At 64.6% G+C, this 25,845-nt stretch carries 24 protein-coding genes and 2 tRNA genes; 12 read left to right on the forward strand and 14 right to left on the reverse strand.

Annotated elements, in window-relative coordinates:
- The first annotated feature begins 47 nt into the window (after window positions 1–47).
- The gene (gene ppdK, locus SPBM01_RS03725; RefSeq protein WP_188064061.1) at window positions 48–2,750 is read left to right on the forward strand and encodes a pyruvate, phosphate dikinase; all 2,703 of its coding nucleotides are present in this window, start codon (window positions 48–50) and stop codon (window positions 2,748–2,750) included.
- 52 nt (window positions 2,751–2,802) lie between these two features.
- Here ppdK and SPBM01_RS03730 read toward each other — a convergent pair whose 3' ends face one another.
- Complete coding sequence (locus SPBM01_RS03730) at window positions 2,803–3,276, reverse strand: hypothetical protein (protein WP_188064062.1); 474 nt, start codon at window positions 3,274–3,276, stop codon at window positions 2,803–2,805.
- 142 nt (window positions 3,277–3,418) lie between these two features.
- Between SPBM01_RS03730 and SPBM01_RS03735 the strand changes: the two genes are divergently transcribed.
- A tRNA-Arg gene (locus tag SPBM01_RS03735) sits at window positions 3,419–3,495 on the forward strand.
- A gap of 58 nt (window positions 3,496–3,553) precedes the next feature.
- Window positions 3,554–3,630: transfer RNA gene (locus tag SPBM01_RS03740), tRNA-Arg, on the forward strand.
- 158 nt (window positions 3,631–3,788) lie between these two features.
- Here SPBM01_RS03740 and SPBM01_RS03745 read toward each other — a convergent pair.
- The 10 genes from SPBM01_RS03745 to SPBM01_RS03790 all read right to left on the reverse strand — a co-directional run bounded on the left by SPBM01_RS03745 (window position 3,789) and on the right by SPBM01_RS03790 (window position 13,801).
- The gene (locus SPBM01_RS03745) at window positions 3,789–5,237 is read right to left on the reverse strand and encodes a cobyric acid synthase (protein WP_188064063.1); all 1,449 of its coding nucleotides are present in this window, start codon (window positions 5,235–5,237) and stop codon (window positions 3,789–3,791) included.
- Window positions 5,238–5,279: 42 nt separating this feature from the next.
- Window positions 5,280–6,914, reverse strand: a complete 1,635-nt coding sequence (locus SPBM01_RS03750) for a pilus assembly protein TadG-related protein (protein WP_188064064.1) — start codon at window positions 6,912–6,914, stop codon at window positions 5,280–5,282.
- Window positions 6,911–7,348, reverse strand: coding sequence for a TadE/TadG family type IV pilus assembly protein (locus SPBM01_RS03755; protein ID WP_188064065.1), 438 nt, complete (start codon window positions 7,346–7,348; stop codon window positions 6,911–6,913). Before SPBM01_RS03755 ends, SPBM01_RS03750 begins: the two co-directional genes overlap by 4 nt.
- A 178-nt stretch (window positions 7,349–7,526) precedes the next feature.
- Entirely contained in the window at window positions 7,527–8,423 is an 897-nt protein-coding gene (locus tag SPBM01_RS03760; RefSeq protein ID WP_188064066.1) for a PAS domain-containing protein, read from the reverse strand.
- A gap of 114 nt (window positions 8,424–8,537) precedes the next feature.
- Window positions 8,538–8,759 (reverse strand): hypothetical protein, encoded by a 222-nt coding sequence (locus SPBM01_RS03765; RefSeq protein WP_188064067.1) that lies wholly within the window; start codon window positions 8,757–8,759, stop codon window positions 8,538–8,540.
- A gap of 29 nt (window positions 8,760–8,788) precedes the next feature.
- Window positions 8,789–10,048, reverse strand: a complete 1,260-nt coding sequence (locus SPBM01_RS03770; RefSeq protein WP_188064068.1) for an N-succinylarginine dihydrolase — start codon at window positions 10,046–10,048, stop codon at window positions 8,789–8,791.
- Window positions 10,045–11,064: an arginine N-succinyltransferase gene (locus SPBM01_RS03775; RefSeq protein WP_188064069.1), complete on the reverse strand. Its 1,020-nt coding sequence runs from the start codon at window positions 11,062–11,064 to the stop codon at window positions 10,045–10,047. Before SPBM01_RS03775 ends, SPBM01_RS03770 begins: the two co-directional genes overlap by 4 nt.
- The gene (locus tag SPBM01_RS03780) at window positions 11,061–12,287 is read right to left on the reverse strand and encodes a hydrolase (RefSeq protein WP_188064070.1); all 1,227 of its coding nucleotides are present in this window, start codon (window positions 12,285–12,287) and stop codon (window positions 11,061–11,063) included. Before SPBM01_RS03780 ends, SPBM01_RS03775 begins: the two co-directional genes overlap by 4 nt.
- Before the next feature lie 52 nt (window positions 12,288–12,339).
- Window positions 12,340–13,239, reverse strand: a complete 900-nt coding sequence (locus tag SPBM01_RS03785; RefSeq protein WP_188064071.1) for a YdiY family protein — start codon at window positions 13,237–13,239, stop codon at window positions 12,340–12,342.
- Window positions 13,240–13,315: 76 nt separating this feature from the next.
- On the reverse strand, window positions 13,316–13,801 hold the full coding sequence (locus SPBM01_RS03790; RefSeq protein ID WP_188064072.1) for an RNA pyrophosphohydrolase: 486 nt from the start codon (window positions 13,799–13,801) through the stop codon (window positions 13,316–13,318).
- Between the two features lie 208 nt (window positions 13,802–14,009).
- On the opposite strand from SPBM01_RS03790, the gene SPBM01_RS03795 reads away from it, so the two are divergent.
- Together SPBM01_RS03795 and SPBM01_RS03800 are read left to right on the forward strand one after the other, a co-directional pair.
- On the forward strand, window positions 14,010–15,386 hold the full coding sequence (locus SPBM01_RS03795; RefSeq protein ID WP_188064073.1) for a cryptochrome/photolyase family protein: 1,377 nt from the start codon (window positions 14,010–14,012) through the stop codon (window positions 15,384–15,386).
- A 36-nt stretch (window positions 15,387–15,422) separates the two neighbouring features.
- On the forward strand, window positions 15,423–16,688 hold the full coding sequence (locus SPBM01_RS03800) for an SAM-dependent methyltransferase (protein WP_188064074.1): 1,266 nt from the start codon (window positions 15,423–15,425) through the stop codon (window positions 16,686–16,688).
- Between the two features lie 85 nt (window positions 16,689–16,773).
- Here the strand turns inward: SPBM01_RS03800 and SPBM01_RS03805 are convergent, their stop codons facing one another.
- From SPBM01_RS03805 to chrA, 3 genes are all read right to left on the reverse strand, one after another.
- Entirely contained in the window at window positions 16,774–17,487 is a 714-nt protein-coding gene (locus SPBM01_RS03805) for an SDR family NAD(P)-dependent oxidoreductase (protein ID WP_188064075.1), read from the reverse strand.
- 77 nt (window positions 17,488–17,564) lie between these two features.
- Window positions 17,565–19,025: an amidophosphoribosyltransferase gene (gene purF, locus SPBM01_RS03810; protein ID WP_262504317.1), complete on the reverse strand. Its 1,461-nt coding sequence runs from the start codon at window positions 19,023–19,025 to the stop codon at window positions 17,565–17,567.
- Window positions 19,026–19,194: 169 nt separating this feature from the next.
- Complete coding sequence (gene chrA / locus SPBM01_RS03815) at window positions 19,195–20,391, reverse strand: chromate efflux transporter (RefSeq protein ID WP_188064077.1); 1,197 nt, start codon at window positions 20,389–20,391, stop codon at window positions 19,195–19,197.
- A gap of 486 nt (window positions 20,392–20,877) precedes the next feature.
- On the opposite strand from chrA, the gene ccmC reads away from it, so the two are divergent.
- The 7 genes from ccmC (at window position 20,878) to SPBM01_RS03845 (ending at window position 25,830) form a co-directional block, all read left to right on the forward strand.
- On the forward strand, window positions 20,878–21,603 hold the full coding sequence (gene ccmC, locus SPBM01_RS03820) for a heme ABC transporter permease CcmC (protein ID WP_188064078.1): 726 nt from the start codon (window positions 20,878–20,880) through the stop codon (window positions 21,601–21,603).
- A gap of 4 nt (window positions 21,604–21,607) precedes the next feature.
- Complete coding sequence (locus SPBM01_RS21840; protein ID WP_262504318.1) at window positions 21,608–21,739, forward strand: hypothetical protein; 132 nt, start codon at window positions 21,608–21,610, stop codon at window positions 21,737–21,739.
- 10 nt (window positions 21,740–21,749) lie between these two features.
- Window positions 21,750–22,196, forward strand: a complete 447-nt coding sequence (gene ccmE / locus SPBM01_RS03825; RefSeq protein WP_188064079.1) for a cytochrome c maturation protein CcmE — start codon at window positions 21,750–21,752, stop codon at window positions 22,194–22,196.
- A gap of 139 nt (window positions 22,197–22,335) precedes the next feature.
- On the forward strand, window positions 22,336–24,261 hold the full coding sequence (locus tag SPBM01_RS03830; protein ID WP_188064080.1) for a heme lyase CcmF/NrfE family subunit: 1,926 nt from the start codon (window positions 22,336–22,338) through the stop codon (window positions 24,259–24,261).
- The gene (locus SPBM01_RS03835) at window positions 24,258–24,785 is read left to right on the forward strand and encodes a redoxin family protein (RefSeq protein ID WP_188064081.1); all 528 of its coding nucleotides are present in this window, start codon (window positions 24,258–24,260) and stop codon (window positions 24,783–24,785) included. Before SPBM01_RS03830 ends, SPBM01_RS03835 begins: the two co-directional genes overlap by 4 nt.
- A complete protein-coding gene (locus SPBM01_RS03840) occupies window positions 24,782–25,192 on the forward strand; it encodes a cytochrome c-type biogenesis protein CcmH (protein ID WP_188064082.1) in 411 nt (136 codons plus the stop codon). Before SPBM01_RS03835 ends, SPBM01_RS03840 begins: the two co-directional genes overlap by 4 nt.
- Entirely contained in the window at window positions 25,189–25,830 is a 642-nt protein-coding gene (locus SPBM01_RS03845) for a tetratricopeptide repeat protein (protein WP_188064083.1), read from the forward strand. Before SPBM01_RS03840 ends, SPBM01_RS03845 begins: the two co-directional genes overlap by 4 nt.
- Window positions 25,831–25,845 lie beyond the last annotated feature (15 nt).

Here is a 25,845-nt window from a genome sequence, read left to right on the forward strand (position 1 = left end):
TGCAGCGCACAATTTATCGGCAATCAGTGCAGGGAGAGCCGGATCACATGCTTACGACACAAGAGGCCATCATGAACAGCACCGCGACGCGCTATGTCTATCGTTTCGGCGGCGGTGTCGATGATGGCGGGCAGGGCGACCGCAATCTTCTGGGCGGCAAGGGCGCGAACCTGGACGGCATGGCCGCGATCGGCCTGCCGGTGCCGCCGGGCTTCACCATCACGACGGCCATGTGTACCCGCTATTATGACGATGGCGGCGTCTATCCTGACAGTGTGAAGGGCGAAGTCGCCACTGGCCTCACCCATATTGAGGGGATCACCGGCAAAAAGTTCGGCGACGCGGCCGATCCGCTGCTCGTGTCGGTCCGTTCGGGCGCGCGCGCGTCGATGCCGGGCATGATGGACACAGTCCTCAACCTTGGCCTCAACGACGAAACCGTCATTGGCCTGGCCAACACGTCGGGCGACGAACGCTTCGCCTGGGACAGCTATCGCCGCTTCATCCAGATGTATTCGGACGTTGTGCTGGAACTGGACCATGGCGCATTCGAAGAAGCACTGGAAATCGCCAAGGAAGATCAAGGCTACAGCCTCGACACCGAAATGACGGCGGACGACTGGAAGGCGCTGGTCGCCGAATATAAGGCACTGGTGCAAAAATTGTGGGACAAGCCGTTCCCGCAGGATGTGCATGACCAGTTGTGGGGCGCGATCAGCGCCGTGTTCGGATCATGGCAGTCGGAACGGGCCAAGGTTTATCGCCGCCTCAACAACATCCCCGGCGAATGGGGAACCGCCGTCAATGTGCAGGCGATGGTGTTCGGCAATATGGGCGAAACGTCCGCGACGGGCGTGGCCTTCACGCGCGATCCGTCGACCGGCGAAAATGTCTATTATGGCGAATTCCTGATCAACGCGCAGGGCGAAGATGTCGTTGCGGGCATCCGCACGCCGCAATATCTGACGCTGGCGGCACGCGAACGGGCAGGGGCCAAGCCGCTGTCGATGGAAGAAGCGATGCCCGAAACCTATGCCGAACTGGCGGGCGTTTTCGCGATCCTCGAAACCCATTATCGCGACATGCAGGACATCGAATTCACCGTCCAGCAGGGCAAGCTGTGGATGCTGCAAACCCGGTCGGGCAAGCGCACTGCCAAGGCTGCGCTGAAAATGGCCGTGGACATGGCGCATGAAGGCCTCATCACCGAAGAAGAAGCCGTCGCCCGTGTCGATCCCGCTGCGCTCGACCAACTGCTCCACCCCACGCTCGATCCCAACGCGCCGCGCGAAGTGCTGACCAAGGGACTGCCCGCATCGCCGGGCGCAGCTTCGGGCGCGATCGTGTTCGACGCCGACACTGCCGAACGCCGTAACGAAATGGGCGATGCCGTCATTTTGGTGCGCGTTGAAACCAGCCCGGAAGATATTCACGGGATGCACGCGGCCAAGGGCATCCTGACCGCCCGTGGCGGCATGACCAGCCACGCCGCCGTCGTGGCGCGCGGCATGGGCCGCCCCTGCGTATCCGGCGCGGGCAGCCTGTCGATCGACAATGCCGCCAAAACGCTGCGCATCGGCGACCGCATCCTGAAAGAAGGCGACATCCTGACCATCGACGGTTCGACCGGCGAAGTGATGGTCGGCGAAGTGCCGACGGTGCAACCCGAACTGGCCGGTGACTTCGGCGTGCTGATGGTATGGGCCGACAAGGTCCGCCGCCTGAAAATCCGCGCCAACGCCGAAACGCCGCAGGACTGCAAGGTCGCACGCGAATTTGGTGCCGAGGGCGTCGGCCTGTGCCGCACCGAACATATGTTTTTCGACGCCGCGCGCATTACCGCCGTGCGCGAAATGATCCTGGCCGACAGCGAAAAGGGCCGCCGCGTCGCGCTCGAAAAGCTGTTGCCCGAACAGCGCGACGATTTCGCGCAGATATTCATGGTGATGGCGGGCCTGCCCGTCACCATCCGCCTGCTCGATCCGCCGCTGCACGAATTCCTGCCCCATGGTGAAGCGGAGTTCGAGGAAGTGGCGAACGCTGCGGGTGTCAGCGTCGATACGCTCAAGCGTCGCGCGAACGAACTGCATGAATTCAACCCGATGCTCGGCCATCGCGGTTGCCGCCTGGGCGTCACCTACCCGGAAATCTACGAAATGCAGGCCCGCGCGATCTTCGAAGCGGCGCTGATCGTCAAGGCGCGCGGCGGCGAAGCGCCGATCCCCGAAGTCATGATCCCGCTGGTTGCGACCCGCAAGGAGCTGGAACTGATGAAGGCGATCGTCGATCGAGTCGCCGCCGAAGTGTTCAAGGAACAGGGAACAAGCGTCGAATATCTGGTCGGCACCATGATCGAATTGCCGCGCGCCGCTTTGAAGGCAGGCGAAATCGCCGAAGTCGGCGAATTCTTCTCCTTCGGCACCAACGACCTGACCCAGACCACGATCGGCATCAGCCGCGACGATGCTGGCCGCTTCCTGACGCAATATGTGGACAAGGGCATCTTCGCCCGCGATCCCTTCGTCAGCATCGACGTGGAGGGCGTAGGCGAACTGATCCAGCTTGCCGCCGAACGCGGTCGCAAGACGCGCCCCGGCATTAAGCTGGGCATTTGCGGCGAACATGGCGGCGATCCGGCCTCGATCGCCTTCTGTGAACAAACCGGCCTCGATTATGTCTCGGCATCGCCATACCGCGTGCCGATCGCCCGCCTTGCCGCGGCGCAGGCCGCGCTGGCAAACCGGGGCTAAGCAAAAAGGGCGGGGCGCAAACCCCGCCCTTTTATTTTCAGCCGCTGCCTGCTCAGACCGGCGTAGCGGTGCGACCTGCACCGCCTCGATAGCCTTCCTTGTCCAGCATCGCGGCCTGCTCGCGCCACCGTTCCTGCGTGATGGTGCCTGCTTTCAGGCCCAGTTGCTGTTCCAGCTTCGCTTCGTCCCCGGCGCCCATCGCGGCGATCTGGCCATAGCTGTGATAGCCTGCCGCGCGCAGCTGCGTCTCCTGCGCCTGACTGATCCCGCCGATGCGGCTCAGGTCGTCCGGGCCGCCAGCCGCAATTGCGTTGTTTGCCACAGGCTGCTGCCGCTCCAGTTCGGTCACGCGGGCGTCGGCCGCGACGATCCGCGCATCTCTGTCTTTGATCGTCTGGCGGTGGGCCGCCTTCTCGTCCTGCCACAGGCGACGATATTTGCCGCGCCCGCTCATCATCATGCCCAGCACCAGACCGGCCAGCAACACGACCATCAGCAACGCGATGTCATTCAGGGTGAAACTCATATCGGCATCCTTTCGATGTCTGACGAACGGATATGCCGGGGCAAAAGTTGCGCCTGCGTGCAATGGCGCGACACCCTGTCACGAAAAGTGCAAAAAAGGGGCTTGCCCAATCGGCCAAGCGCTTCTATTTGCGCGTCTCCACGCACCCATAGCTCAGCTGGATAGAGCATCAGACTACGAATCTGAGGGTCGGGCGTTCGAATCGCTCTGGGTGCACCATTTTTTCTGAAGGGCTTTTCGGGCCTGGCTTTCAGCCATGGTTCCCGGTCCTTCCCATGCACCCATAGCTCAGCTGGATAGAGCATCAGACTACGAATCTGAGGGTCGGGCGTTCGAATCGCTCTGGGTGCACCATTTTTTCTAGCTTCAGGCGCCGGCGCGGGCCTCCGCCCGCTTGGCTATCCTCGCATAAGCTCGGGCGGCCGTTCGGCCTTGCGAACCCTGACGGGTTCGGAATGGTTCTTTCCGGCGGCATATATAGAGGCGGCATCGGGCCGCCTTTTTTGCGTCCGTTATGCCATCGCCAAAGCGACCATCGCGTCGATATCCGCATGGCTTTCCAGCAACATGGCAATCTCGTCCAGCGCATCCTCGACCGATTGCCCATGGTCCTGCCCTGCCGACGCGCCACCCAGCCGCCGCAACAGCGCATCGCGCAAGGACGTGCTGGCCAGCATCCCATGGACGTAGCTGCCCATTACAAGCCCGTCCCGGCGCACCGCGCCATCGGGCCGGTCGCCCAGCATGGCGAAGGGGCGGGCGCAATCCGGCCCGCTCGTGCGCCCCATATGCATCTCATAACCCGCAAAATCGGCCCCCAGCGCCCGTCCGCCCACTGCCGCCAGCGTCTTGACCCCACCCAGCACCGTTTCCACGTCCAGCAGCCCCAGGCCCGCTACCACGCCCGGCGGTCCCTCCACCCCATCCGGGTCGGCAATCGTCCGCCCCAGCATCTGGTATCCGCCACAAATGCCCAGCACCGCGCCCCCGCGCCGGTGATGGGCGCGAATGTCGATGTCCCACCCCTGCGCCACCATCGCCCGCATATCCGCCACGGTCGCCTTCGACCCCGGCAGGATGACCAGCGCCGCCCCGGCCGGAATGGGCTTCCCCGGCCCGATCATGCGCAACTCGACGCTCGGTTCCAGCTTCAACGGGTCCGGATCGTCGAAATTGGAAATGCGCGGCAATACCGGGCAGGCGATCAGCAACGGCGCGTCGCCCGGTTGCACCACCCGTTCCAGCGCCACGCCATCCTCGCTCGGCAACCGCGCCACCGCGTCCAGCCACGGCACCACGCCCATGCCGCGCCAGCCCGATAATTGGGCGATCGACGCATAGCCATCCTCGAACAAAGCCGGATCGCCGCGAAACTTGTTGATCAGGAAGCCCCGGATCATCGCCGCATCGTCCGGGTCGATGACCGCGCGTGTTCCCACTACGGCGGCAATCACGCCGCCCCGGTCGATATCGCCCACCAATATCACCGGCACGCCCGCCGCCCGTGCAAAGCCCATATTGGCAATGTCCCCGGCACGCAGGTTGATTTCGGCGGGCGACCCGGCACCCTCCACCACCACAATGTCGCACTGCGCACGCAGCCGGTCATAACTTTCCAGCACCGCGCCCAGCAATTCCCCGCGCGCGGCCCGGAAATTGCCCGACCCCAAAGTCCCGCGCACCTGACCATGGACGATCAGTTGCGACGTGCGGTCGGCCTGCGGCTTCAACAATACCGGGTTCATATCGGTATGGGGCGGCACCCCGCACGCAATCGCCTGCAACGCCTGCGCCCGGCCAATTTCGCCGCCATCGCTGGTGACGGCGGCATTGTTGGACATATTCTGCGGCTTGAACGGCCGCACTCTATATCCGCGTCGCACCAGCGCGCGGCACAAGCCCGCGACCAGCACCGATTTGCCGACGTCAGATCCGGTTCCCTGAAGCATGATCGCACCCATGGCCGACGGTCCTGACTGGCCCGGCCGCGATGCGCAAGCCCCTCACGCGACTATCGCCGCCATCCCGCATCGCAGGTCATGCACCCGTACATCCGCCGTGCCTAACCGCACCCCCAATGTCGCAGTCACGCCGTTCAATATCCCGTCCAGCAACGGCGCAGTGGCGGTCAGCACTGCGCCGATCGCCGAAGTCAAAGGACTGCTGCCCAGCGTGATGCCCAACACAGACACCTGTATCTGCGTCTGCCCGGCGATACTGGCGGCCAGTCCCTGCGTCAGATCCTGCGTACTGACATGTTTGGCCTGACCATTTGTGATGTCGGCAGGGGTGAAATGCACCGCCTGCGGCTGCACCCCGCCCAGTGCGACATTGGCATAGCCAGTGACTCGCGTTCCCAGCACCTGCGCCAGCACCGCCGGGCGTGGATTGGCAGGTGCGTTGAACTGAGTTAGCGCGTGCATGTCCACATCGGCCAGCGCCACCGTGCCGATCGATGGCGTGACCGACAGGCGCACCCCTTCCTGCGCCGATCCGTGCGTGCAATTAATGTCGGACAGTCGCGCCTCTGCGGCGGCCAACTCGACGTAGAGCGGGATCCGCACCGACGCGATGCCGGGCAGGATCGTGGCAATGCTGCTTTCCAGGTAGATGCGCGTTTGCGCCGTGCGCAACACCACGTCCGTCTTGCTCGTCATCGTCAACAGCGGCGATCGCGTCTGCCCTTCGCCGGTGACGATCATCAATCGGGTGCTGGTCAATCCCGGCACGGTGACGCGCAGGTCCATCGGCACCGCAGTCCCCGATGGCGGGCTGAGGATCATGCGCAGCATCGAAAAGGCGTCGAGCAGGATATGGGGCTGTCCATCCCCGCTGGCCGCGCCGCGCATCGGGCCAAGGTCGACGATGTCGCTCAGCCGCACCGACTTGCCCGGTATCAGCCCAGCCAGCCGCAGCAATGTCGACGCACTCTGGCTCCCGCCAGCGCTGTCCGCCATCGCGCCGATAATGTCCGACACCGGCAATTCCCGGTCGAATAGCGCGCCATAGGCTTCGCCATCGCGCCCGGTCCGCACCCGCAACGCATCGGCGACATGCAACAGGTCCAGGTTCAGGCTGGCCAGCCCCTGACTGTCCATCACCGACAGGTTCAATTCCGTCCCGGCCAGGCTGGACAGCAGCATGTTGGGAACCCCGCCACTGATCGAAGCCAGCCCCGTGCCGAGCGAAAAGGCCGCAACGTCCTTCCGCGCCGCCACTGCCCGCGCGCGCAGGTCGATGCCGTCACGCCCCACCAGCAGCCGCCCGAAAAACAGCGGCGTGCGCCGCGCCACTTCCACTCGCGTCGCTGCGCCTGCGGCATCGCCCGCCACGAAACGCTGCGCCACCGGAACGGCGGGGTCGGCGGCATAGCTGCCATGTTCGAACAGGTGGATCGACACGCCGCCCACGCCGCTCTGGTTCAGCAATTCCTCCGCCGCCGGGCGACCGCCCCCGGCTGCTGCCAGCGCGGCGGCATCGGCAATTCCCTGCAACTGACGCTTGGCAAGGTAGATGGAACCCAGATCCACCGCCACCGTCGCGGCCCCCGCCAGCATGAACAGCGACCCGGCCAGGATCACGCTGATCCCGCCCCGCTGATCGCGCTGCCAAAAGCGCCAGGGGCGGGGCCGGGTCATTGCGTGCCGATCCGCACCACGGCGCTGCGCCGCAGGGTGGACGCGGGCATCGGTATCGGCGTTGCGGCAAAGACCGGCGCATTGGCTAGGTCGTAACTCAGCGTTACTGTGTAATATCCGCCGCTCTCGTCCGTGCCGATCGCGATGGTTTGCGCAGCGGGCGCGGGGAAGGCGGCCCGGCTGGCGGCAATGCTTTGGTCCACCAGCGCGCGCCGCTCCGCCGCATCCAGACCCGCGACGGACGCCCGCGCCGCATCATTGGCCGCCTGTTGCAGGCTGTGCGCAGTCATGAACCAACTGCCATAGATGACGATGCCGATCAGCAGCAGGATCAGCACCGGCAGGGCAAAGGCAGCCTCCATCAACGCGCTGCCACGCTCATGGCGCGGCAGGGCAGCGATCGGGCGGAAGCGGGTATGGGAATGATGGCGCATAAGGGGATGGTAGGGCGGCGCGATCAAGAAGCCGTTCGTGGCAGGCAAGGCCATGCTTGCATGATTTACGCATTTTTTCGCACCGATCCGGTCGGGATAGGAAGGGGTGGGGAAGGGTGTTTGCGCGCTGATGGCGATTTCCCTCCATTCCGGCACATGTTTCTGCGTAAAATCCGTCCTAGCCAGCCCCCGCCTGTTCCCGGTTGCCCGTCATCACGATGACTGCGCCCTCCGTGCCATAGGTGCCGTGCAACTGCGCGATGGCGGCCTCCACCGGCAACAGCGCGCCTTCATTGGTCAGCAGCCGCGTCGCCACCCGCTTGTCCCCTTCGCCGCGCAGCACCCGCTCCAACTGTTCGCGAAATTGCGGACGCGCCGACAATTCGACCAGATCGGGCAGGCACACGCTCGACAGCCTGTCTTCGGGCAGGCCGACCATCATGCAGAATGTATCGTCCGCAATCTCGATAAAGCCGCGCGTCGACACCCGGACATAGCCGACCCCGCCATGCACGCTCATGGCCTTCAATATCGCCGATTTGACGTCGGCCAGCCTGTGCCGCCGCATGTCGGCGGTAATGTCGCGCAGCAACAGGGCAATGCCCTCGCCGAACGGGAATGTCTCGAAATGCAGCCAGCTGTCGCTGCGGAAGGGGGATGGGATGTCGGCGGTGCTGGCCTCACCCGATGTCAGGCTGTGGCGGATATGGGCTTCGGTCAGCGTTCCGGCAAATTCGGGCAGCGCTTCCCATAGCGATTTTCCTTCCAGATGCCGGTCCCATCGCTTGGTCATGGCCAGCGCCACGCTGTTTACATAATCGACCGTCAGGTCGCTGTTGCACAGGATCAGCCCCTGATGAATCCGGTTCGCCAGTTCGCGCATCCGGTCCGGCGCGGGCGGGGCGGCTTCGTTCGCCGCCATGGTGCGAAAATCATCCACTCCCATGAAGATATGGGTTTCGAGGCCATGATGGGTAATCATCACTGGTTCACGGGATCCTACCTCCCGCCAATGGGCGAAATTGCGCACCAGTTCGGCGGCGGCTACGCTGCGCCCGCGACGATCGTCCAGCATGATGTCATGGCTCCGTTTCGTGATGGAGTCATGGTAAACGATGGGTTGATAAGGTCAGTGTCGAGTTGGGTCCGTTATGGATCAACGCGCTTGGGTTTTACGCAAATATCCGGCTCAGCCACCGTAACTACGCTGATATTCCAGCGCGTCCAGCATCTTGCCCCCGGCCATGAATACAGCGCCGGTGCAACACAGCGCCAGCAATTGTCCGCCGAACCCCGGATATTGCTGCATATAGACAATGCCCCGTTCCGACGCACCCAGCGCCAGCGCGTAAACGACCAGAAACACCTCGAACTTGGTCTTTATGGTAAATAGGCGTTTGATCCGTTCCATTTCGACCCCATCCGGCAATCCCTCCGCCGCTAGGGCATTAAGTCGCCCGAAAGCTGCAAATGGTCAACAAGGGTTAACCATGATTGTTCGATCCGGGCGATCAACCGTGTGTCGGACAGGTCATCGGGCGCAATCTCCTCCGGCCAGTAATCGCCCACGATTCCAGCGATGGCGTCCAGCTTGGCGTCGTCCACCAGAAATCGCGGGTCGATCGTCGCCGGGTCGGCCACCACGCGCAACCTCAGGCACGCCGGGCCGCCACCATTGGCCATGGACTGGCGCACATCGACGGGGACCAGCCGCCGGATCGGGCCATTGCCCGCCACCATCTGCTCCAGCCATTGCCACACCGCCGGAATGGCCCGCGCCTCGGTCGGCAATATCAGCGCCATCGCGCCATCGGGCAACGTCACCAATTGCGCATTGAACAGATAGGATGCGATCGCGTCGGACAGGCTGATCGCGCTGGCCGGCACCTCGACAATCTCGACTTCTGGCATGGCGGCGCGCAACTGTGCGTAAAATACATGGCTGTCGGCAAAGGCCTGCTCATGCGCGAACAGCACGCGCTCGTTCGCCACCGCCACTACGTCGTTATGAAACGCCCCCGCCGCAATCGCTTCTTCGGATTGGGCGACGAACAGGGTTCGGGCCGGGTCCAGCCCATGCCGCCGCGCGACCGCCTTGCTTGCCTCGACATGCTGGCGCGCGGGGAAGGGGCCACCGCTCCTGCCATAGACGAATATCTCCACCCCCGGCGCATCATGTCGCGCCGCCAGCCGCATATGGTTGGCCGCGCCTTCATCGCCGAATGGGGCGGGGACGGGCGCATGGATCGCAAAGGCGCGCGGATCGGAAAAAACCGTGCGCAACTGCGTCAACGTCTGCGGCCATTCATGGCTGCGATGGGGCATCGTCACCAGATTAGCGACGGTCATATGCGTCCGCCCGTCCGCCGTATCGGTGGCGGGCGACACGGTGGCCGCATTGGCCGCCCACATCGACGAAGCCGACAGCGCCGCCGCGCGGATCGCCGGTTCAGCGTCGCTGATGTCCGTCCCCAAACTGGCCAGCCACGCGCCATCGGGCCGCCATTGCGGCAGGAAAATCCCTTGTATCAGGCCCAGCGCGATGTTGCCGCGCATCTTCTCGATCCCCTGCAACGCCGCCGCGCGCGGGTGCGATACGGCACCCGCATTGCGCGCCGACGCCAGATTGCCCAGGCTCAACCCCGCATAATTATGGCTCGGCCCGATCAGCCCGTCGAAATTAATCTCTATGACGCTCATGCCCGCCCCGCCATGGTGATGGTCTGCCCCGGCGCGATGCCCAGCCGCGCCGCGCTGCCTGCGTCGATCGACACGGCCCCGTCCGCGCTTTCCTGCACAAAGCCATAGGTGCATCGATAATCGGCCAGCCTGCCCGTCGCCAACAGCATCTTGTCGCCACCCTTATCATGCACGCCTGCCACCATGACGTCACGCGCCTGCGCGATGGTTTTCAACTGGTCGATCTGGCCCACCATCGTCGGCCCGCCGTCGAAAATGTCGACATAGCCTGCATTGTCGAACCCTTCGGTTTCCAGCATCCGCATCGCCGCCCGGCCATTGGGGTGGGGCAGGCCAATGACGGCGCGCGCGCTGTCGGTCAGCATCGCGGTATAGATGGGCGTCTTGGGCATCAGGTCGGCGATGAACTGATTGCCGTTGACCGCATTAAACTCGTCCGCCTCCTGAAAATTCATCCCGAAAAAGCGCCCGGCCAGTCCGTCCCAGAATGGCGACCCGCCTGCCTCGTCAATGACACCGCGCAACTCGGCAATCACCTTGTCGCCAAAGCGCGCCCTATGCGCCCGGATATACAAGTAACGGCTGCGCGCCAGCAGCAGACCCAGCCCCTCGGCCCGTTCGCGCGGATGCAGGAACAGCCCGCCAACCTCGACCGATCCTTCCAGATCGGTGGTCAGCGACAGCATCTGCGCCCGGAACGTCCGCCCCAACTCGCGGCTATGCTGGGTCAGCATCCCCAGCCGATAGGAATAAAAGGGCCAGCTTTGCCCGACCGTGCTGAAAATCTGGCATGTGCCGCGCACCTGACCCGTCTCGACATTCTCCAGCACCATGACGATCAACTCGTCGGTCACGCCGTCCTCCGCCCGGCCCAGCGCCGCTTCCGTCCGCTCCAGCTTCGCGCCCAGCGCCGTGCGATCGGGCGGCAGGTTGGTGAAGCCCCCGCCGGTCAGCTTGGCCATCTCATACAGCGTCTGCAAATCGTCCGCGCGCGCGGTGCGCATGATGAAGCTCAAGCGGTCATCCCCTCTCTTTTATATTGCCCCTGCGCGATCCGCAGCAGCGCCAGCGCGGACAGTTGCGCCCGCTCGGCCAGGCTGTCAGTCAGCAGAAATTCCGCATCGCTATGGATGTTGCCGCCGCGCACGCCCATCGTATCGACCACCGGCACGCCGCACGCCGCGATATTATTGCCGTCGCACACTCCGCCGGTATCGCGCCAGCCGATGTCCAGTCCCAACGCTGCGCCGCAGTCGCGCACCAGCCCGAATAGCCGTTCCGCCTTGGCATCCATGGGCTTTGGCGGTCGCCCGAACCCGCCATGCACATGCACGCCGACGTCATGCTCGCGCGCCACCGCCGCCACCGTCGCGTCGATCAGCGCGCGCACCGCTGCCTCGTCCACCGGGCTGCGCGGGCGGAAATTCACTCGCAACACCGCATGATCCGGCACCACATTATTCGGCCCGCCACCGTCGATCTTCGCCGGATTGCATGAAAATCCACCTCCGCTCGCTGCCTTCAACCGCAGGCCCAGATCCGCCGCCGCCAGCAAAGCATTGCGCCCGTCATCGGGGTTGCGCCCCGCATGGGCGCTGCGCCCGGTAAAGATGAACGAGAAATTGCCGCTCCCTGCCCGCGCGCCTGCCAGCGTCCCGTCGGGCAGGGCAGGTTCATATGTAAACGCCGCCAGCTTCCCCGCCGCCATCTCCCGCAACAACGCAGCGGAAGAGGGACTACCCACTTCCTCATCGCTGTTGATGATGACGTCATAGCCCAACGTCACTATCGCGTCCGACCGCTCGATCGCGTCCAGCGCCGCCAGCATCACCGCGATCCCGCCCTTCATGTCGGCAACCCCCGGCCCGTTCAGCACCCCCGGCTCGACCCAGCGCTGCCCCTGAAACCCATGATCGGCGGCAAACACCGTATCCATATGCCCCGTCAGCAGCAGTCGGATCGGCGCATGTGGCCGCACCGACAGGTGCAGATGCCGGCCATGCGCGATAGTCCGGATGCGCCCGTCCGCTGCCACCGTCTCGACCGGCACAGCCTCGACCAGCCGCAATTCGCCCGGCAAGATCGCAAAGCCATCCGCCAGCCGCCCGGCCATCACCGCCAGCCCGTCCAGATTGCGCGACCCGCTGTTGATCGCGGCCCAATCCTGCACCCGCGCCAGCATGGGCGCACTTGCCGCGCGCTCCATGATGCGCAGATCAGCCGGGGATAAAGCGTTCATCCACAGGGTCTATCAGAGCGCAGCCCGCGCCTCCACCCCCGGCGCACCCCCCTTAAAAATCGTAGGACAGCGTCAACCGGCTAAGCGTGTTGAAATCGCGCGTCGACAGCAATGTCTCCGATTCATACTGCACCAGGTAGGATAAGGCCGCCGACCATCGCGTCGCCACTTTCGTTTCCACCCCGGTCAGTGCGTTGAGCGTATAGACTCCGCTTTCGGCATAGCCCGATGCGCTCTGCTTGACCGTCAGAGTCGGCGTCGCGCGCCATACGGCGGCCATCGACCCGCGAACCCCCGCCTTGGTTTCGCTGATCCCGATCAGATATTTGGCGTGACGCACCGAAGGACCGATATCGACGGACAGGTCCACCGGCTTGCTGACGATCAGCTTGTAACCCACGCCCACCGACGCGGTATAACGCTGGTCGTAACCGATCGACGTGTCCCGCTCGAACTGGGCCAGTCCATAAGCGAATCCGCGCGGATCAAATTCATATTTCGGCTCATAGCCTGCAAAATAGCGTTCCCGCGACGTGACCCCGTTGGCGCGGCGATAATCCGCGCTGGCGGTCAGCTTGTGCGACCATTGCAGCCCGGCGCGGGTCGCGGTGGCATTCACGCTGATGCCCAGCTCGCTGGTGGACCCGGTCGACCGGAATCCGCCAGCCTCGACCCGGCCCGTCCATAATTCGTTGAAGCGCGCCTCGCGAATCACGGTGTCACGGGTCGCCTTGGTCCGTTCTTTCCAGCTCTGAACCAATCGCTGGATTTCGTCGGCGGACGCCGGGTTGGTCTGCTTGGCAATTTTGGCGACGGTGGCAATTTCCGTTTCGCTGCCATTGGCGATCGCCGCTTCCATCATTTCGCGCACGGACGGCGGCAACAACGCCGGGTCGGCGGCCATGGCCGGGGCGGACAGGAACAGGCAAATCGGGATCAGAGAAGCACGCATGGCCCCGTCATACCCATCCGACCGGGGAATTTAAGCCCCATGCGGCGAATGGTTCGCAAAAAATCTCTTCGCCGGTTCAGATAAGCGCGCGAAATTCTTGCAATATGTCGCGATATAATTTGCGTTTGAACGGCACGATCATCTCCGGCAACGTGTCCGGCACGGCCCATTTCCATTCCCGAAATTCAGGATGCTTGGTCGCGATGTCGATATCCTCGTCCTGCCCCAGAAAGCGGGCCAGAAACCAATATTGCCGCTGGCCGCGATATTTGCCGCCCCACAGCTTGCCGATCAGTTCGGGCGGCAGGTCGTAAAAATGCTCGTCCCGCGCCGTGGCGATGATGTTGACATGCGCCGGGTCGATCCCGGTTTCCTCATTGAGTTCGCGCAGCGCCGCATCCCTGGCGTCCTCGCCCTCGTCGATCCCGCCCTGCGGCATCTGCCATGCCTCGACCTTGTTATCCAGACGCTGGCCCACGAACACCTTGCCGTCCACATTGACCAGCATGATGCCGACGCACGGCCGGTATCCCAGTTCCTGTCCATTCGGCATCGACGCCATAAATCCCCTGATTCGTTCTTTGGCGATGGGACTGCCCCGCTATCCCCTTCGCACATCGCTGCTGCGACTATCGGTCATCAGAATAGGCAAAGCCGACCCGCGCGTCCATTGATCGAATCACGCTTTGTCCGATTTGCGATGGGTCGTGTCTGGCAATATGGCCCAAGGGTCGCTTGGAACCTGTCGCACCGGCGCGCATTGCACGGGAATGTCCAATCCCGTCCTGCTCTGGTTTCGCCAGGATCTTCGCCTGTCCGATCAGGCTGCGCTCATCGCCGCCGCGCAGGAAGGGGCCGTCATCCCGGTCTATATCCTCGATGATGAAGCGCCGCGCCAATGGGCGATGGGCGGCGCGTCGCGCTGGTGGCTGCACCACGGCCTGACCCGGCTGGACGCGGCGCTGCGCGAAAAAGGATCGCGCCTTATCCTGCGACGCGGCAAATCGGCGCAGATTTTGGCGGAACTGGCGCAGGAAACGGGCGCACATCGTGTCCACGCGCTCCACCATTATGAACCCTGGTGGCGCAATGTGGAAAAGGGCGTGGCCAAGGCACTGGACCTTGTCCTGCATGACGGCGCGCTGTTGCTGCCGCCCGGCGCGGTGCGGACCGGGGCAGGGGGTGCCTATCGCATCTACACGCCCTTTTCCCGCGCCGTGCTGGAACATATGCCGCCCCCGGCACCCCGATCCGCGCCCGCGCATATCGCCGCGCCCGCCAACTGGCCTGCCAGCGATGTGCTGGACCAATGGAAATTGTTGCCTACCAAACCGGACTGGGCGACGGGCTTCGCCACCGACTGGACGCCCGGCGAAGCAGGCGCGCACGCCAATCTCGATGCGTTCGTGGACGAAACCGGCGACTATCCCGTCGCCCGCAACTTGCCCTCGGTCGAGGGAACCTCGCGCCTCTCGCCCCATCTCCACTTTGGCGAAATATCGCCCGCGACCGTCTGGCATAGTGTCGCTGCTTCAGGACATGATGCAACGATCTTTCTTAAAGAATTGATCTGGCGCGATTATGCCCATCTCCAGATTTGCCAGATGCCCACCTATGGCTCCGCCAACGCCCGCGACCAATTCGACGCGCTGCCCTGGCGCGACCTGCGCGAAGCGGGAAGCGATTTTGCCGCATGGAAGGCGGGCCGCACCGGCTACCCCATCGTCGACGCAGGAATGCGGCAGCTTTGGACGACCGGCTGGATGCATAACCGTGTGCGCATGATTGCGGCCAGCTTCCTCATCAAGCATCTGCTGGTCGACTGGCGGCATGGTGCGACATGGTTCTGGGACACGCTGGTCGATGCCAGCTACGCCAATAACAGCGTCAACTGGCAATGGGTCGCGGGCAGCGGCGTGGACGCGAACATGTTCGTGCGGATCATGGCCCCGCTCAGCCAGTCGGAAAAATTCGATGCCGCTGCCTATATCCGCACATGGGTGCCGGAACTGGCCAGACTGCCCGATCATGCGATTCACGATCCCGAAACCCATGGCCTGCGCCCGCGCGATTATCCCGCCAGGATCATCGGCCATCGCGAAGGGCGCGAACGCGCGCTGGAAGCGTATAAACGCATCAAGCAATGATTGCAGCGCGCGGCGCGCTCGTGCAGGATTGACGTCATGAACGCGATTGATCCCCGGCGCGGCCGTCGCGCCCTGTCCGTCCGCCGCCCGCCGACATCGGGCGCTGCCAGCCGGGCGAGTCGCTATGCCGCACCGATTTTCCATCACATGCTCGACCGCATCGACCGGGGACTGGAACAGGGGTCGCTCGACGCCATCCTGCCCGACGGCACCCGTCGCTTGCTGGGCGGTCGCCATCCCGGCCCGCATTGCGAAGTCCATCTCCACCGCTGGCGCGCGCTCGTGCGCCTTGCCACGGGCGGGTCGGCGGGCTGGTTCCGCGCCTGGGCGGCGGGCGAATGGTCCAGTCCCGATCCGGTGCCGCTCTTTGCCCTGTTCATGGCCAATGCCGTGGCGCTGGGCCGGATCGCGCGACCCAATGGTCCTGGCCGCTGGCTGGGCCGCCTGACCCATTTCGCGCGCCGCAACAGCCGCACCGGATCACGCCATAACATTGCCTATCATTATGATCTGGGCAATGATTTCTACCAGCTTTGGCTGGACGAAAATATGCATTATTCCAGTGGCTTGTTCGCCGATCCTGACAGCGCAACCGAAAGCCATGAACGCGCCCAACGGCGCAAGGTCGATGCCATACTCGACCGGCTGGACCTGACCGATGGCGCGTCGCTGCTGGAAATCGGTTGTGGCTGGGGCGGCCTTGCCGAACAGGCGATGGAACGCTGCACCCTGTCCTATACCGGCCTGACGCTCTCGACCGAGCAGGCCGATTATGCCCGCGACCGGCTGGGTTCGGGCGCGCAGGTCTTGCTGACCGATTATCGCGACGCACAGGGCCAATATGACGCCATCGCCAGCGTCGAAATGGTGGAGGCGGTGGGCCAGCGCTACTGGCCCGCCTATCTCGCTGCCGTCTACCGCCTGCTCAAGCCCGGTGGCCGCGCCGCGATCCAATATATATTGATCGACGACGCGATCTTCGAATCCTACGCACGCGGCGCGGACTTCATCCAGACCTATATCTTCCCCGGCGGGATGCTGATGTCGGAAAGCCGCTTTCGCGCGCTGGCGGAAAGGCAGGGGCTGGAATGGCACAGCGTCCACCGCTTCGGCCTGCACTATGCGCAAACGCTGCGCCGCTGGCGCGAAAATTTCGACCGCGCGATTGACGAAGGCCGACTGCCCGCCAGTTTCGACCAGCATTTCGTGGCCTTATGGCGCTATTATCTGATGTATTGCGAAGGCGGCTTTCGCGGCGGCGGCATCGACGTGGCGCAAGTGACGCTGGTCAAACCCCGATAAGGCACCCCATGTTCCCGCGCAGGCGGTAACTCAGTCCAGCCGTCGATCTGGGTTCCCGCCTGCGCGGGAACTCGCAACTGCCAACTCAGCCCTCGACCCGCGCCTTATGCCCGGTCGGCGTATCCGCCGTGACCAGCCCTACGATGGCATCCGCCACCACTTCCGGCCCTTTCAGCGTCGCGGGATCTTCGCCCGGAAAGGCGCGTGCGCGCATTGCCGTGCGGGTCGCGCCCGGATCGACGATATGCGTGCGAATGGCGGAAATATTCTTCATCTCCTCGCCATAGGCGCCCACCAAAGTCTCCAGCGCCGCCTTCGACGCGCCATAGGCACCCCAGTAAGCGCGCGGGGTCGCGACCGATGACGTCACCGCCACCACGCGCGCGTCGCCGCTCTTGCGCAACATGCCGTCGAACGCGGCGATCAGCGCCTGTGGCGCCGCAATGTTCAATGTCAGCAACCGCCCGAATTCCTTGGCGTCGATTGCCGGCACAGCCGCCAGCGCGCCCAGCGTCGCCGCGTTCAGCACAAGAATGTCGAGCGCGTCCCACCGCCCGCCGATCGCCTGCGCCAGCCGCCCGATGCTTTCCCCGTCGATCAGGTCCAGCGGCGCGATGGTCGCGCTGCCGCCGCTTGCATGGATGCGTTCCTCGACCTCTTCCAGCCCGCCGGTGGTGCGGCCGGTCAGCACGACATGCGCGCCCGCCGCTGCCAGCGCTTCCGCCGTCGCCGCGCCAATGCCCCGGCTCGCGCCAGTGACCAGCGCCAATTTGCCGGATAAAGGAAGCGTATCAGTCATATATCCCCGTCATTCCAGCGCAGGCTGGAATCCTTCTTACTTGCGGCAATGGATGTCGGCGTCACGCAGCAGGCGGTTCAGGCCACCCGCTCGGCCAGCAATTCCAGCTGGTTGGTCACCACCACATCATCCTGATCGGTCAATATGGTGGGATAGTCGCCAGTGAAGCAGGCGTCGCAATATTGCGGCCGCGTGTCGGACCGCTTGGCTTCGCCCAGCGCTTTATAAAGCCCGTCGATCGAAATGAAGGACAGGCTGTCGGCATGGATGAAATCCTGCATCCCGCCCACGTCCAGCTTGTGCGCCAGCAATTTGGTGCGTTCGGGCGTATCCACGCCATAAAAGCAGCTATGCCGGGTCGGCGGCGACGCGATCCGCATATGCACTTCCGCCGCGCCCGCGTCGCGCATCATCTGCACGATTTTCAGGGACGTGGTGCCACGCACGATCGAATCGTCGATCAGCACGATCCGCTTGCCCTGGATCAGCGCGCGGTTGGCATTATGCTTCAACTTCACGCCCAGATGGCGCACCTTGTCGCCCGGCTGGATGAAAGTGCGGCCAATATAGTGCGACCGGATGATGCCCAGTTCGAACGGGATGCCCGATTGCTGCGCATAGCCGATCGCGCCCGGCACGCCGCTGTCGGGAACGGGGATGACATAGTCCGCCTCGACCGGATTTTCGATCGCCAGTTGCGCGCCGATCGCCTTGCGCACCGAATAGACGCTCGACCCGTCCACGATCGAATCGGGACGGCTGAAATAGACATGCTCGAAAATGCAGGGGCGCGGATGGGTGTCGCCAAAGGGGCGGTGCGACCGGATTTCCCCTTCATTGGTGACGATCACCAGTTCGCCCGGCTCGATCGTGCGGACATAATCGGCCCCGACCACGTCCAGCGCCACGGTTTCCGACGCGAATATGGTCGAATCGCCCAGCTTGCCCATCACCAGCGGCCGGATGCCCAGCGGGTCGCGGCACGCAATCATGCCTTCGGGCGTCATCACGATCAGCGAATAGGCACCCTCGACCTGCTTCAACGCATCGATGAACTTGTCGAGCAGCGTGCGATAGCTGGACGTGGCGACCAGATGGATGATGACTTCGGTGTCCGACGTCGACTGGAATATCGACCCGCGCCGGATCAGCTCGCGCCGCACCTTCATCGCGTTGGAAATATTGCCATTATGGGCAATGGCAAAGCCGCCGCTGTTCAGCTCGGCATAGAGCGGCTGGACGTTGCGCAGCGATGTCTCGCCCGTCGTGGAATAACGCACATGGCCGCAGGCAGTGTCGCCGGGTAAAGCGCGAATCACTTCGTCGCGGTCGAAATTCCCGGCCACATGTCCCATTGCCCGGTGGGTATGGAAATCATGCCCGTCCCAACTGGTGATACCGGCGGCTTCCTGCCCCCGATGCTGGAGCGCGTGCAGCCCCAGCGCCACCATGGCAGAAGCGGTGTCGGCACCAGAAACGCCGAAAATGCCGCATTCCTCGCGCAACTTGTCGTCGTCGAAGGGATTGGTAGTCATCATGGGTGCGATCGGTTCCATAGCCGGTCAGTGACGACCCCGTGGAGCGACCCAGGGGGGCGTTGATGTGCGCGCATATAGTCACTTGCGCGCCCTTTGTCGCCCTCCTGTAACAAAAAAGCGTGCCAGGGCGTTTCGCCCATGGCCTCAACCGACCCAAAACCCCCGAAAATCAGGGCGAAACCAGCCATCCGATGATCGCCCCGCCGCCCAATATGGCAGGCGTAACCCACGCGCCCTTCACCCGCCACGCCACCGTCAGCGCAACGACGAACAGCGCGCCCGCCACCACCGGATTCGTCACGCGCCCGCCCGTCGCCAGCGCCAGTTGCGCGAAGGTCGCCCCGATGATGCCCACCACCGCCGCCGCCACGCCGGTCAGCATCCGGTGCAGCGCGGGATTTTCCACTACCGCCTCCAGCCGCTCGAAAAAGATCAGCGAAAAGGCAAAAGCGGGCAGGAACATCCCCGCCGTCACCGCCAGCGCGCCCAGCGGCCCGCCCGCGACATAGCCCACGAACGTAGCAAAGATCACCAGCGGCGCAGGCAGCACCCCCGCCAGCGCGATCCCGTCCAGAAACGCCGAATCGCTGATCCACCCGCGGCCAACCGTATCCGCCCGGACATAGGGTATCGCGGTATAGGCGCCGCCAAATGTCAGCAGCCCGCCTTTCAGCCCCGCCACGAACAGCATCATCAGCGTCGCAGGCGCATGAGTGACGATCGCCCCGACTCCGCCCGTCGCCCCGGCAAAATGGCCGATCACCACCGCACCGATCACCGGCACCAGCAGCACCAGTGCCGCCACCACCGGCCGCTGCGCCACGGCATAGGCCGCGCCGCCCGCGATCAGCATGATCCAGAACGGCACGCCCACCAGCGTCGCGCCCAGCCCCACCAGCGCGATTGCCCCCAGCAACCGATCCTCGATAATATGCTGGCCGATCCGCACCACCGCCCGCGCAATCACCGCCAGCACCACGATCTGCACGCCCAGCAGCACACCGGCCAGGCCGACATGCCCCGCGATCCACCCGACATAGAGCCAGCCTGCAACCATCATCAGCGCCAGCCCCGGCAACATGAAGCCAAGGCCCGCCAGCAACCCGCCGATCCGCCCGCGCGCCATCATGCCCAGATGCACGCACAGTTCATGCGCTTCGGGTCCGGGCAACACCTGCAATACCGCCAGCAGCCGGTTGAATCGCGCGGGCGCGATCCAGCGCTCCTGCTCGACCAAAGCCTGCCGCACCATGGCGATCTGCGCCACCGGCCCGCCAAAGGCGAGCGCCCCGAACGCCAGGAATTTCAGGAAAAGGGCAGTCAGCCCCAATGCGGGCGGTCGTATCGCGTCAATCGGATCAGTCATGCAAACGCTCCTATACGCCGCAGGCGCGACGGATGGAGCGGACTTGGACGGACCCCGTCTGATCGGGCGTCCGCTGCTGGCCCGATGCACACGCTATCGGCGACACAGCTACGCGCTGTCAATATCGGCGGACATTCCTCCCTCGCCGGGGGATCGTTACAATATTCACTATCCACAGATTTTTACGTCATCCCCGCGCAGGCGGGGATCCATCTCCTGACCTACGATCAAGGCGATAAGGTGGGAGATGGGTTCCCGCCTGCGCGGGAATGACGAAGATTCGTTAGGCCATCTGAATTTCGCAACGATCCCACGGGGGGGGGGGGTGCGCAGCAAATGATGGAGGGGTGTCATACTATCGGTGATACGCACCCCCTTCAATCTGGCACATGGCCATCCATCGCCACCCCCAAACCCCAATCCCCGTCCATCGGCCAAATGCCCTACTGGCGTTGCTCTCCATGCCCGGCTAAAGACGCAGCCCTGATGCATCGTTTCGCCAATCCCGCCCGCTTCCTCCAGATCGCCCGTCCGTTGACGGGCTGGCTGTTCTGGCCGGGCCTTCTCCTGTTGCTTGCGGGCGCGGGATGCGGCCTGTTCCTGACGCCTGCCGATTATCTTCAGGGGCAGACGGTGCGCATCCTCTATATCCACGTTCCCGCCGCATGGCTGGGCATGGGCGGCTGGACCGGCATCGCCATCGCCGCGCTGATGCAACTGGTGTGGCGGCACCCGCTGGCCGCCGTCGCGGGCCGCGCCATCGCCGCGCCCGGCGCGCTGTTCACGGCCATCTGCCTTGCCACCGGCTCCATCTGGGGCCGCCCGACCTGGGGAACATGGTGGGAATGGGACGGGCGGATGACCTCCATGCTCGTCCTGCTGTTCCTCTATCTTGGCTATATCGCGCTGGCCAACGCCAGCGCGCGCGAAGGGCAGCAGGGCGGCGTCAGCAATGTCACGGCCATTTTCGGCCTGGTCGGCGCGATCAACATTCCCATCATCAACCGTTCGGTCGTGTGGTGGAACAGCCTGCATCAGGGACCGTCGATCACCATGCGCGGGTCCAGCATCGACATGGCGCTGCTCTGGCCGCTTGGCCTCACTTTGCTTGGCTTCACGCTCTGGTTCGGCGCGATCGTGCTGATGCGGATGCGGGCCATATTGGCGCAGAACAAGGTGGAGGCGCGGCTCCAGCGTCTCGCCAGAGGATAGAGCCATGAACCAGTGGACCTTCGTTATCGCGGCCTATGGCGTGACCCTGATCGGCACGGCACTGGTCAGCTGGCTGAGCTGGCGGGCGATGCGCAACGCCGAAACACAGGCCGAAAAGCTGACCAACCGCCCATGAAAGCCCTGTCATGAAGGCCAAGCATCAACGCCTCATCCTCGTCCTCGCCGCGCTGGTCGCGGTGATCGGCGCGGGCCTGCTCGCGGCGTCCGCGCTGAAAGATGAAGCGGCCTATTTCTACGCGCCCGGCGATGTAAAGACCAAGGGGGTAGAACCCGGCAAGGCCATTCGCCTGGGCGGCATGGTGGTCAGGAACAGCCTCAAACGCGCGCCCGACGGCGTGACCATCCGCTTCGACGTCACCGATGGCAAGGCGACTGTTCCCGCCACCTTCAGCGGCATCGCGCCGGACCTGTTCAAGGAGGGCAGCGGCGTCGTGGCCGAAGGATCGTTCGACACGCACGGCACCTTCATCGCCACCAACCTGCTCGCCAAGCATGACGAACGCTACATGCCCCGCGAACTGGAAGGCATGACCTACAACGAAACCACCCGGCAAATGCAGGTGGAGCCGTGAGCGTCAACATCTGCCCCCACCATTCCCATCACTACCGTCATCCCAGCGAAGGCTGGGATCTCCCTTTCTTTCTGCGACGCCAGAAAAGAGAGATGCCAGCCTGCGCTGGCATGACGGTAATGCCAAAGGGCCAGCCCGCATGATCGCTGAAACCGGCCTCGCCGCGCTCTGGCTCGCCGCCGCGCTTGCGCTGCTGCAACTCGTCCTCGCCTTTGCGGGCCTCAAAGGCGACAAGCCCGACCTGCTCGCTGCCGTCCGTCCCGCCGCCGTGGCGCAGGGGGTGCTGACCGCCGTCGCCTTCATCGCGCTCATCACCCTGTTCATGCGCTCGGACATGTCGGTGCTGCTGGTCGCCTCAAACAGCCATTCGGCCAAGCCCTGGCTCTACAAATTCGCCGGAACCTGGGGCAATCATGAAGGCTCCATGCTGCTGTGGGTTACGGTCATGGGCGTGGCCGGGGCCGCCGTCGCCCTGTTCGAGCGCGCCTTGCGCCGCGACACCCATATGGCGACGCTGGGCGGACAGGCGGCCATATCGCTGGGCTTCTACGCCTTCCTGCTTTTCTCCTCCAATCCCTTCGCCCGCATCACGCCTGCGCCAGCGGACGGGCAGGGGCTGAACCCCCTGCTGCAAGACCCCGGCCTCGCCTTCCATCCGCCCACGCTTTATCTCGGCTATGTCGGGCTGTCGGTGGCCTTCTCCTTCGCCATCGGCGCGCTGCTGACGCGGCAGGTGGACGCTGCCTTCGCCCGCGCCATGCGGCCATGGGTGCTGGGCGCATGGGTGCTGCTGACTTTGGGCATCACGGCGGGCAGCTATTGGGCCTATTATGAACTGGGCTGGGGCGGCTGGTGGTTCTGGGATCCGGTGGAGAACGCCTCGCTCATGCCATGGCTCGCCGCGACGGCCTTGCTCCACAGCGTCACTGTGCTGGCCACCCGCGACGCGCTGCGCGCCTGGACGGTGATGCTGGCCGTGGTCGCTTTCTCCATGTCGATGGTCGGCACTTTCCTCGTCCGTTCCGGCATCCTGACCAGCGTTCACGCCTTCGCCGTCGATCCGACACGGGGCAGCTTCATTCTCGGTCTGCTCGCTCTCTATATCGGCGGCGCGCTCGCCTTGTTCGGCTGGCGCATCGGCGCAGTCCGCGAAGGCGCGCCGTTCGAACTGGTCAGCCGCGAAACCATGTTGGTCATCAACAACCTGCTGCTCACCGTCATATTGGGCCTCGTCCTCATCGGCACGCTTTATCCGCTGATGACCGAAGCGTTCGGGCATAAGGTGTCGGTCGGCGCGCCCTATTTCGACCGGATCGCCGGGCCGATCGCGCTGGCGCTGATGATCGCCATGGCCGTCGGCCCGCTCGTCCGCTGGCGCAGGGACAGGCCGATACAAGTTACCAAACGTTTGTTCGGTTTTTTCGCCATATTGATCACTATGTCCATCTTGCTGTCTATTTTGGCATGGGACCGCATCGGCATCCTGCCCTTCCTTGGCCTCGTCATCGCAGTGGCGGTGGGGGTCGCCAGCCTCGCGCCGCTGTGGAAACGCAACCTGCGCCGCACCCCCTTGTTCACCTATGGCATGGTCATCGCCCATCTGGGCTGCGCCGTCAGCTTAGGCGGCATGGCCAGCGACTCCGCCTTCACCGTGGAAAAGCTGGTCGCCGCTCGCCCCGGCGACACGATCCAGACCGCCGACTGGACCCTGCGCTTCGTCCAGATCGCGCCGATCGCGGGCGACAACTGGACCGCGCTGCAAGCCGATATGGAAGTCCGCCGGGGCGGCGCGCCAGTGATGATCCACCCGCAGTCGCGCTTCTTCACTTCACCCCCCACCACGACCAGCGAAGCGGCCCTGCTCACCCGCTGGAACGGCCAGCTTTACGTCGTGCTGGGCGAAGAGGTCGAAGGCGGCCGGTGGCAGGTCCGCATCTGGTGGAAGCCGTTCGTCACCTTCATCTGGCTGGGCGGTGTCATGATCGCGCTGGGTGGCGCACTGGCGCTGCTGGGCCGCGAACGGCGCGGCTGGCTGATGAAATTCCGGGCGAGGCAGGCGGCATGAGGACGCTGCTGATCTGGCTGCCGCTGGCGCTTTTCCTGGCCTTCATCGCCCTGTTCGCCAGCGGGCTTTTCCAGCCCGACGACCGGGTCATCCACTCGCGCCTGGTGGGTCAGCCACTTCCCGCCTTCACGCTCCCCGCCGCCGCCAGCGATCGCCCGTCGCTCGCCAGCGCGCAACTCGCCACTGGCCAGCCGCGCCTGCTCAACATCTTCGCCAGCTGGTGCGTCCCCTGCGCCGCCGAAGCGCCCCAGCTCGAAGCCCTCAAGGCCGCAGGCGCCCGGATCGACGCCATCGCCATCCGCGACGCCCGGCCCGATGTCGACGCTTTCCTCAGGCGCAACGGCAATCCCTACGCCCGTATCGGCCTCGACGCGCGCAGTGCGGTCCAGATCGCGCTCGGCTCGTCCGGCGTCCCCGAAACCTTCGTCATCGATGGGCAGGGCCGCATCGCCTACCAGCATATCGGCGACATCCGCGCCGACGATGTGCCGATGCTGCTGGACCGTCTAAGGGCCGCGCAATGAAGCTGATCTTCGCGCTCCTCCTCGCGCTGCTGGCCACCCCGCTCGCCGCCCAGACAGCTTTGCCGCCCGCCCCCTGGGCCGATCGCCAGATCGCCGATCCGGCGCTGGAACGTAAAGCCAAGACGCTGATGGAAACCATCCGCTGCCTCACCTGCCAGAGCCAGTCGATCGCCGACAGCAATGCCAGCATGGCCGGCGACATGCGCTCGCAAATTCGTGAACGGATCATGGCGGGCGAACAACCCGAAGCGATCCGCGCCTGGTTGATCGCCCGCTATGGTGATTGGGTCAGCTACGAACCGACCACCGCGCCGATCCTCTGGCCGCTTTGGGCCGCCCCGCTGATCCTGCTGGGCCTTGGCCTGATGCTGCTGCGCGGCCGGATCAAACGAAAGGCACGCCCATGACCGGCTGGTTGATCGCCCTTGGCCTTGTCGCACTGACCTTCCTCGCGCTGCTGCTCATTGGCCGCATCCCCCGCGCGGCCCGCGAAATCACCGCCGCTGCCCTGCTGCTCGGCCTCGCCGGTTACGCTTGGCAGGGCAATCCCGGCCTCGCAGGCGCACCGCGATCGGTCACGCACACAGAAGGCCAGTTCGACGAACAACTGGCCCAGCAAAGACGCGGCCTGGCCGAACGCTATGGTCCCGCCGCCCAATGGCTGGTCATGTCCGACGGCCTTGGGCGTCAGGGTAAGACGAAGGACGCTGCCAATATCCTGCTGTCGGGCCTTCGCCAGACGCCCGGCGACGCCAATCTGTGGCTGGGCCTTGGCAATGCGCTGGTCGCCCATGCCGATGGCGTCGTGTCCCCCGGCGCGGACTTCGCCTATCGCCGCGCCCTGGCACTCGACCCGGACGGGCCAGCGCCCCGCTATTTCTACGGCCTCGCCCTTGCCCGCAACGGCCAGTTACAGGCCGCCCGCGACCTGTGGGCGCCGCTCGCCGCCAGCGCGCCGCAGGGCAGTCAGGTAAAGGCGGAACTGGACGCCAACATAGCCCGCATCGACGCCATGCTGGCTGGCCGCGCCCCTGCTGCCCCCTGACCCCAAAGGCCCGCA

This window comes from Sphingobium sp. KCTC 72723, from assembly GCF_014280435.1.
GTDB lineage: Bacteria > Pseudomonadota > Alphaproteobacteria > Sphingomonadales > Sphingomonadaceae > Sphingobium.

Excerpts from the sequence above, each read along its gene's own strand:
- SPBM01_RS03845 (WP_188064083.1), top strand. The coding sequence starts at position 25,189 with ATGACCGGCTGGTTGATCGCCCTTGGCCTTGTCGCACTGACCTTCCTC.
- ccmE (WP_188064079.1), top strand. The coding sequence starts at position 21,750 with ATGAAGGCCAAGCATCAACGCCTCATCCTCGTCCTCGCCGCGCTGGTC.
- SPBM01_RS03795 (WP_188064073.1), top strand. The coding sequence starts at position 14,010 with ATGTCCAATCCCGTCCTGCTCTGGTTTCGCCAGGATCTTCGCCTGTCC.
- SPBM01_RS03830 (WP_188064080.1), top strand. The coding sequence starts at position 22,336 with ATGATCGCTGAAACCGGCCTCGCCGCGCTCTGGCTCGCCGCCGCGCTT.
- SPBM01_RS03760 (WP_188064066.1), bottom strand. The coding sequence starts at position 8,423 with ATGCTGGACGATCGTCGCGGGCGCAGCGTAGCCGCCGCCGAACTGGTG.
- SPBM01_RS03780 (WP_188064070.1), bottom strand. The coding sequence starts at position 12,287 with ATGAACGCTTTATCCCCGGCTGATCTGCGCATCATGGAGCGCGCGGCA.
- ccmC (WP_188064078.1), top strand. The coding sequence starts at position 20,878 with ATGCATCGTTTCGCCAATCCCGCCCGCTTCCTCCAGATCGCCCGTCCG.
- SPBM01_RS03785 (WP_188064071.1), bottom strand. The coding sequence starts at position 13,239 with ATGCGTGCTTCTCTGATCCCGATTTGCCTGTTCCTGTCCGCCCCGGCC.
- SPBM01_RS03745 (WP_188064063.1), bottom strand. The coding sequence starts at position 5,237 with ATGGGTGCGATCATGCTTCAGGGAACCGGATCTGACGTCGGCAAATCG.
- purF (WP_262504317.1), bottom strand. The coding sequence starts at position 19,025 with ATGATGACTACCAATCCCTTCGACGACGACAAGTTGCGCGAGGAATGC.
- SPBM01_RS03840 (WP_188064082.1), top strand. The coding sequence starts at position 24,782 with ATGAAGCTGATCTTCGCGCTCCTCCTCGCGCTGCTGGCCACCCCGCTC.
- SPBM01_RS03765 (WP_188064067.1), bottom strand. The coding sequence starts at position 8,759 with ATGGAACGGATCAAACGCCTATTTACCATAAAGACCAAGTTCGAGGTG.
- SPBM01_RS03730 (WP_188064062.1), bottom strand. The coding sequence starts at position 3,276 with ATGAGTTTCACCCTGAATGACATCGCGTTGCTGATGGTCGTGTTGCTG.
- chrA (WP_188064077.1), bottom strand. The coding sequence starts at position 20,391 with ATGACTGATCCGATTGACGCGATACGACCGCCCGCATTGGGGCTGACT.
- SPBM01_RS03750 (WP_188064064.1), bottom strand. The coding sequence starts at position 6,914 with ATGACCCGGCCCCGCCCCTGGCGCTTTTGGCAGCGCGATCAGCGGGGC.
- SPBM01_RS03835 (WP_188064081.1), top strand. The coding sequence starts at position 24,258 with ATGAGGACGCTGCTGATCTGGCTGCCGCTGGCGCTTTTCCTGGCCTTC.
- ppdK (WP_188064061.1), top strand. The coding sequence starts at position 48 with ATGCTTACGACACAAGAGGCCATCATGAACAGCACCGCGACGCGCTAT.
- SPBM01_RS03755 (WP_188064065.1), bottom strand. The coding sequence starts at position 7,348 with ATGCGCCATCATTCCCATACCCGCTTCCGCCCGATCGCTGCCCTGCCG.
- SPBM01_RS21840 (WP_262504318.1), top strand. The coding sequence starts at position 21,608 with ATGAACCAGTGGACCTTCGTTATCGCGGCCTATGGCGTGACCCTGATC.
- SPBM01_RS03770 (WP_188064068.1), bottom strand. The coding sequence starts at position 10,048 with ATGAGCGTCATAGAGATTAATTTCGACGGGCTGATCGGGCCGAGCCAT.
- SPBM01_RS03805 (WP_188064075.1), bottom strand. The coding sequence starts at position 17,487 with ATGACTGATACGCTTCCTTTATCCGGCAAATTGGCGCTGGTCACTGGC.
- SPBM01_RS03790 (WP_188064072.1), bottom strand. The coding sequence starts at position 13,801 with ATGGCGTCGATGCCGAATGGACAGGAACTGGGATACCGGCCGTGCGTC.
- SPBM01_RS03800 (WP_188064074.1), top strand. The coding sequence starts at position 15,423 with ATGAACGCGATTGATCCCCGGCGCGGCCGTCGCGCCCTGTCCGTCCGC.